This window comes from Halorussus amylolyticus, assembly GCF_004143485.2.
Lineage (GTDB): Archaea > Halobacteriota > Halobacteria > Halobacteriales > Haladaptataceae > Halorussus > Halorussus amylolyticus.
The window spans coordinates 77,026-83,342 of sequence record NZ_RXOB02000046.1 but is presented as its reverse complement, the minus strand read 5'-3'; the positions used below and the strand labels follow the sequence as shown (position 1 = coordinate 83,342).

Annotated in this window: 4 protein-coding genes and 1 pseudogene; 2 read left to right on the top strand and 3 right to left on the bottom strand. The window is 61.7% G+C overall.

Features of this window, described 5'->3' with window-relative positions; all coding sequences use genetic code 11:
* From EKH81_RS18800 to EKH81_RS18790, 3 genes and pseudogenes are all read right to left on the bottom strand, one after another.
* Positions 1 to 583: pseudogene (locus EKH81_RS18800) on the bottom strand (Fe-S cluster assembly protein SufB); the annotation flags it as partial.
* A gap of 9 nt (positions 584 to 592) precedes the next feature.
* Positions 593 to 1,495 carry an ABC transporter ATP-binding protein gene (locus EKH81_RS18795; RefSeq protein WP_132061497.1) on the bottom strand — a complete coding sequence of 301 codons (903 nt, stop codon included), beginning with the start codon at positions 1,493 to 1,495 and terminating at the stop codon, positions 593 to 595.
* 162 nt (positions 1,496 to 1,657) lie between these two features.
* On the bottom strand, positions 1,658 to 5,614 hold the full coding sequence (locus EKH81_RS18790) for a DNA polymerase domain-containing protein (RefSeq protein WP_132061494.1): 3,957 nt from the start codon (positions 5,612 to 5,614) through the stop codon (positions 1,658 to 1,660).
* Positions 5,615 to 5,718: 104 nt separating this feature from the next.
* On the opposite strand from EKH81_RS18790, the gene EKH81_RS18785 reads away from it, so the two are divergent.
* Together EKH81_RS18785 and EKH81_RS18780 are read left to right on the top strand one after the other, a co-directional pair.
* Positions 5,719 to 5,919: a DUF7331 family protein gene (locus tag EKH81_RS18785; RefSeq protein ID WP_132061491.1), complete on the top strand. Its 201-nt coding sequence runs from the start codon at positions 5,719 to 5,721 to the stop codon at positions 5,917 to 5,919.
* Positions 5,920 to 5,964: 45 nt separating this feature from the next.
* Positions 5,965 to 6,300: a DUF7322 domain-containing protein gene (locus EKH81_RS18780; RefSeq protein WP_238392265.1), complete on the top strand. Its 336-nt coding sequence runs from the start codon at positions 5,965 to 5,967 to the stop codon at positions 6,298 to 6,300.
* Positions 6,301 to 6,317: the final 17 nt, after the last annotated feature.

Genomic DNA, 6,317 nt, shown 5'->3' with positions numbered 1-6,317 from the left:
TCCCGCCACTCCAGACCGCGCCGTGAAGCGCGGCGAATTTGTTGTCGCTCGGGGGGACACAGGAGGTCATGAAGTGTTCTTTGACGAGGTCGGGATGCTCCTTGACGGCCTCGTCCATGTTCATGAACACCACGCCTTTGTCCTCCCATTGCTCCTGCATGTTCTGGTAGACGACCTCCGACTCGTACTGTGCGCCGACGCCCGACAGCGCCTTGCGCTCGGCCTCGGGAATGCCGAGTTTCTCGAAGGTGTCCTGAATCTCCTCGGGCAGGTCGTCCCAACTGTCCGCGCCCTCGCGTTTGTCTACGTCGGGGCGGATGTACGGCACGATTTCCTCGACATCGAGTTTGGTGAGGTCGGGTTGCCCCGGCCAGTCGGTTGGCAGGGGCATGTTCTGGTAGTGTTCGAGCGCGCGCAGGCGTCGCTCGCGCATCCAGTCGGGCTCGTCCTTGTCCTCGCTGATGAGCCGCACGACCTCCTCCGTGAGGCCCTTGTCGGACTTGACCGCGGCGCGCTGTTCTTTCTTGAACTCGAAGCGCTCCTCGGTGTCGGTCTCTTGTAGATGGTCTTGTTCGGAACTCATGCTATCACCTTATGCCGCCTCGTACACTTCGTCGCGGACCCAGTCATACCCCTTGTCTTCGAGCTTCTCGGCCAGCGACGCGTCGTCGCTCATCGCAATCTGGCCGTCGAGCATGACGTGAACGTGGTCGGGTTCGACGTAGTCGAGGATGCGCTGGTAGTGGGTAATCTGGAGAATACCGGTGCCCTGCTCGTCGCGCAGCGCGTTGATGCCCTTCGACACGTCCTGCAGACGGTCGATGTCCAGCCCGGAGTCGATTTCGTCCAGCACCGCGATGGACGGTTCGAGGATGGCGGCCTGAAGCACCTCGTTCTGCTTCTTCTCGCCGCCCGAGAAGCCCGCGTTGAGGTAGCGCTGGGCGAACCGCTCGTCCATGTCGAGCTGTTCCATCTTCTCCGAAAGGAGCTGCTGGAACTCCGCGACGCCGACCTCGCCTTCGTCGGCAGGGCCTTCCATCGGACTGGTGTCGTAGCCCGCTTCCTCCTCCTCTTCTTCTTCCGCTTCGTCGTCCTCGAACAGCTCCGCGCGCTCGTCGAGCTTGGCGTTGAGCGCCTGTCGGAGGAAGTTCACCATCGTGACGCCCTCGATTTCGGCGGGGTACTGGAAGCCGAGGAACACGCCGAGCGCGGCGCGCTCGTTCGGCTCCATTTCGAGGAGATTCCACGTTCGCTTGTCGTCCGGAATCTCGTGGTCGAAGTCCTCGTCGTCGAGGTGGATGAGGACCTCACCCTCGGTCACCTCGTAGGCGGGATGGCCGGCGATTACCTTCGCCGTGGTGGACTTCCCGCTCCCGTTGGGACCCATCAGGGCGTGAATCTCGCCCGACTTGACTTCGAGATCGACGCCGTTGAGGATTTTCTCGTCGGCCTCGACGACTTCTGCGTGTAGGTTTTTGAGTTGTAGCGTTGCCATGTTAGGTTCACCTAAGACGTTCCGAGATTGGGTCAGCCGACCCATAATGCTTTCGCATTCACACGTAAATGGTTTCCACTGGCAGAAAATAAATTTCCCGAACCGGAAAACACGTGCTCTCGGAGTCGCCCGCCCGCGCCCTCCGAAACCGAATCCGGCTGCTCAGACGAAACTGCCGAGTCCGGTCTGCTCTTGGCCGGTTTTGACCTCTTCCCACGAGACGCCGAGGGCGTCGAGGATGCGGTCGATGGGGCCTTTGAGCGTCTTGTCGAGCATCTTGTCCCAATCGACTTCGAATTCCTCGGGCACTTGGTCGGCGTACTCGAAGCAAATCACGTCCGGGTTTCGCTTGAACTCGCCGTACAGCGGGTCGGTGCGCGCGTCGAACCCCTCCTCGTCCTCCATTCGCTCGAAGAACGAGGGATGGACCTTCTTCAGGTAGAGTCGCTTGGGTTTGCTTCCGCGCTGGAAGTTGGTCCCGAGCATGAGGTTGGCGTACTTCGCGCCCCGGACCTGCGCGGTGTCGGTGTCGTAGTTGTCGAGGCGCTTGCCGATACCGCCGGGGATGCCCACGTCGTCTAAGTTCACGTTTCCGCTCTGATAGTCCTCGATAACGTCGTGAACGTAGTCTTTCACGTCCTCTAAGTCCTCGCCGTGGACAATCATGTCGATGACTTCCTTCTGGACCTTTTTCGTAATCGGCGCGATGTCCGAGCGCTTGTACTCGAAGCCCGTGATGTCGATGTCGTCTACGTCCTTGCCCTCCTTCCAGATGATGTGGCCCGCGTACCGCTTTTTCGTCCCGGCTTGGAAGAATCGGCGATACAGTTTCTCGAACTCGATTTGGAAGCGGTGGACCTCGGCGTTGAGTCGGTCGAGCGCGAAGTCGTCGTAGGCGTCGTTGATTCGCTCCTCGATGCCGAACGACTGCTCGATGGCGGCGTCCTTCGAGATATCATGTCCGAGTTCTATCATGACGGAGTCAGTGTCGCCGTATGCGACCTCGTACCCAAGTTCCTCAGCCGTATCGTCAGTATATTCTATGACCTCTCGGCCGGTCGCGGTAATCGCGGCGGCGGCCTCCTTGTCGTAGAGGCGGAACCGGTCCCACCCCGAAACGCCGTAGAGCGACTGTCCGACGAACTGGAATTTACCGTTTCGGCCCGCGAAAAGGGTGTGGTTGTCCTCGACGGTGACGCAGTAGACACCCTCCTGGGCCGTACTCCGGTCGGCACTTCGGTGCATCCGGAGCGTGTTGACGTTCGACTCGTCCACGTAGATGCGCCACGAACCGCTGTCGCGGTTGTACTTGGGATTCAGTCCGAGGTGGGCACAGAGACTCATCACGTCGTCTCTCAGTCGGTCGCTGGAGGTCGTGTAGCGCCACGACTCGACCTGCCGGTCGCCGTCGCCGTCGATGAGCGTGTCGAGGAACAGTCGCTTCTGGCGCTCGCTCAGGTCCCACACGAGGTCCGGCAGCCGCTTCTCGAAGCTCCCGTCGCCACAGAGCGCCCGGAGGACATCACCGAGCAGTTTCGAGGTGAACTGATAGCACCGGTCGTCCTCGTAGCAGTCGAATCCCATTCGGTCGAGCAGGCCGCCAATCGTCGCGTGGTCGCCGCCGTCGGCGACGAGATTTGGGTCTTCGGGCGCGTTTTGCGCGATTTTGACCGTCGTCGCCGACCCGCGGACGTTCTCGCCGAACTGCTTTTCCTCGGAGGTGTAGACGTTGCCCTCGGTGACGTACCACGCGAGCAGTTGGAGGAAGTCGTCGCCGTCGTAGGTCCGCGGAATCCACTTCCGGCCGGATTCGCGGTGGACGAAGCTCTTTTCGCAGACTTCCTCGATGTACTCACGATGCTCTTCGAACTCTTCGGCGTCGAAGACGTACCCTTCGACGCCGAGGTCGTTTTTCAGCACGGTGTCCGGATAGTACCCGAGTTCGGCCGCGAACGTATGCCCGTGGACCGACGGCCGGACCCAAACTTCGTAGTCGCCGTCGAGAAACTCGGTTAAATCGACGGTTTCGAGGTCGTCGCCGTGGTCGGCGGTCCAGTCGTGAGGAAGTTCGTAGTTCGTCGCTCGGTCCAGATTCCCGGCCTCCACGAAACTGTACCCGTCCTCGGTGATGCCGTTGGTCTCGTTCTTCCGGACGAGCATTCGGTGATTCGGCGTGACCCGGAAGCCGATGTCGCTCGTCTCGATATCCACGAGTTCGCCGTCGTAGTCGGGGTACGCGTGGGTCTCGGTGACTGGCTTGACTTCCATCTCCTCGGTTTCGGGGTCGAGCGAGTACACGTCGTCGCCGATTTCGAGGTCCGTAATCGCCCGGACGCCCTCGGGCGTCAGCACCTCCGTGTCGGGCGTGAAGCAGTTCATTATCACCTTGACAGCTTGCTGCTGGCGGTTGAACCGCTCGTACTCCACGCTTCCGGGTTTGTAGTCGTCCCGGAGCGCCTTCTTCTCCTCGCGCTCGTCGAGCGTCTCGTCGATGATTTCCCGGATGATACCGTCCGGCTTCTTTCGGAAGTGAGTCCCGGTCGGAGCGGTGTACGTCGCGTCGTCGTACTCGTCGGGGTCCACCTTCGTCTCGGGCGAGGCGTTGATGGTGGTCATCGCCATCGGGTAGAGGCTCTTCAAGTCGAGCACCGTGACGTTCTCTTTGACCCCGGTAATCGGTTCGAACACCGCGCCGCCCTCGAAGTCCTCGCTCTCCTGCTGGCCCTTCGAGGGGAGCGCGAACCGACCGTGAGCCTTCTGGAGAACGTACACGTCCACCGCGTCTCCCGGTGTGGTCGCGTCTTCCAATTTACACCCGACGAAGGAGGCGACCTCCTCCCAGAACGAGATGATGTCCTGCTTGCGGTCGAGGTGGACACAAAGTTCTACGTCCCTGAGGTTGTACTCCAGCAGGCGTTCGGGGTCGTTCTCCCAGAGGTCGCCGATATCGCCAGCGTAGCGCTCCTTGCCGACGCCCAACTCGACCTCACCCACCGCGTCGAGTCGGTAGGAGTCGAGTTCGGAGCGCTGGGTGCGTTTGAAGGCGTACAGTAGGTCGAACACGACGCGGCCCTTGACGGAGGGGCCGCCCCAATCGGAGCGCCAAACTTCGTTCACGCGAGAGAGGCGGTTCGAATCGAGGTCGTATTCGTGGGGTCCGGCGAGTACGTCCAGTCGGTCGAGGAAGTACGGCGCGTCGAAGTCGTCGAAATTCCAGCCAGTGAGGATATCCGGGTCGGTCTCGTCGATGTAGTTCAAAAAGGCTTCGAGCATCTCGCGCTCGTCGCCGAACGACCGAACGTCCACGTCGAGTTCCTCGATGGGGTCGTAGCCCGGCAGTTCCTCCGGAGCCTCGGCGTCACCCTCGGGGGCGTCGTAGAGCCACGCGATGTACTCGTCATCGTAGGAGTCGAAGCTGGTGAGACAGATAATCGGCTCCTCGCCCTCCTCCGGAAAGCCCGAGCGGTCGTCCACTTCGATGTCGAAGTAGTTCACGCGCGGGTCGGCGTCCACCTCGGCGGCCACGACTTCCTCGTGGGGGACGTAGAGGTCGCCGTCGTCGCCCCGGCGCTCGGGCACCTGAATCCCGCTCTTGATACCTTTGTCGATAAGGAGACGGTTCGGGAACAGGATGTCGGCCTCGTAGTGGTCGAACTGGTCGCGGACGTTCCCCACGTCGCGGGGCGTCTGACCGAAGATTTTGGTCAGCTTCTCGCCCCGGATGCTCTCGTAGGGGTCGCCGTTCTCGTCGGTCGTTTCGCTTCCGGTGAGTCGGTCGAACTCTTCCTCGGGCGGACCGTCGAGCGAGGCGGTCGGCGCGTAGAAGTACGGTCGAAACCCGAGGACTCGGACGTGCTCCAACTCGTTCTCGGGCGTCCGGCCGAACACGTGGACCACTACGGTCTCGTCGTCGCCCGAGCCTTCGATGGTGTAATCGACCTGCATCACGGCCATCTCGACCGCGCCGCTCGGGTCGGGAAGCCAGTCGTCGGCATCGACGACGGTGTCAGCGCGCTGGTGGTCGGTTCCGGCGACAGCGCGGGCTTCGGCCTCCACGTCGCGCTCCGCACCTCCGTCGGAGAAATCGGCGAGCGTGCTGTTAGACCCCGAATTGCTCATATACCTCGGGTTTGGCGCTTTCGGGTAAAAACCCTCCCGTTCCCCGACTCGGTGAATGTTGCCGGATGGAAAGACATATAATATGCTAACACATACCACAGGGTGTGGTGAAGCCAATGTCCGACCACGCCAACCCCGGCGACGACTTGGACCGTGCGGCAGCCGCGCTTCCCGAAGCCGACGACGAGTCGGAGACGACAGTCGAAGCGTACGAGACCGAGGACGGCGTCGTATTTTACGACTCCCAGAATCCGCTGGCGTGGTTGAAGGCAGGCCGACCGCTCGCGCTTAGCGAGCAGGTGTAGACCGACTCCGAACGCTTTTGTCCGCTGATTTCCGAGAGAGAGGTAGTGCTGTCAGACGACCCGTTCGACGACCCCGACGAGGCCGAGACCGACTTGCGCCCCGACGACCCCTCGGACGGGCTCGAAATCGAGATTCCGGAGGTTCCCGACCCGAGCGAGGGTCTCGGGTCGGATCTCTCGGAGTCGGACGTGGACCCCGAACTCGCCAAGCAGTTCTGGTCGCTCGTCCTGCTGTTCAACGTCGCGCTGTTCGCGATGGGTCTCGGCCTGATGCTCGTCGGCTTCGAGCGAAGGTGGCAGTTCGGCGGCGGCGTCTTTCTCGTGGGCGTGTTCGCCTTCGTCCGCGGATGGTATCGCTACAAAGCGGTTCGGAAGGACTAATCGGGAGCCTCGCTTAC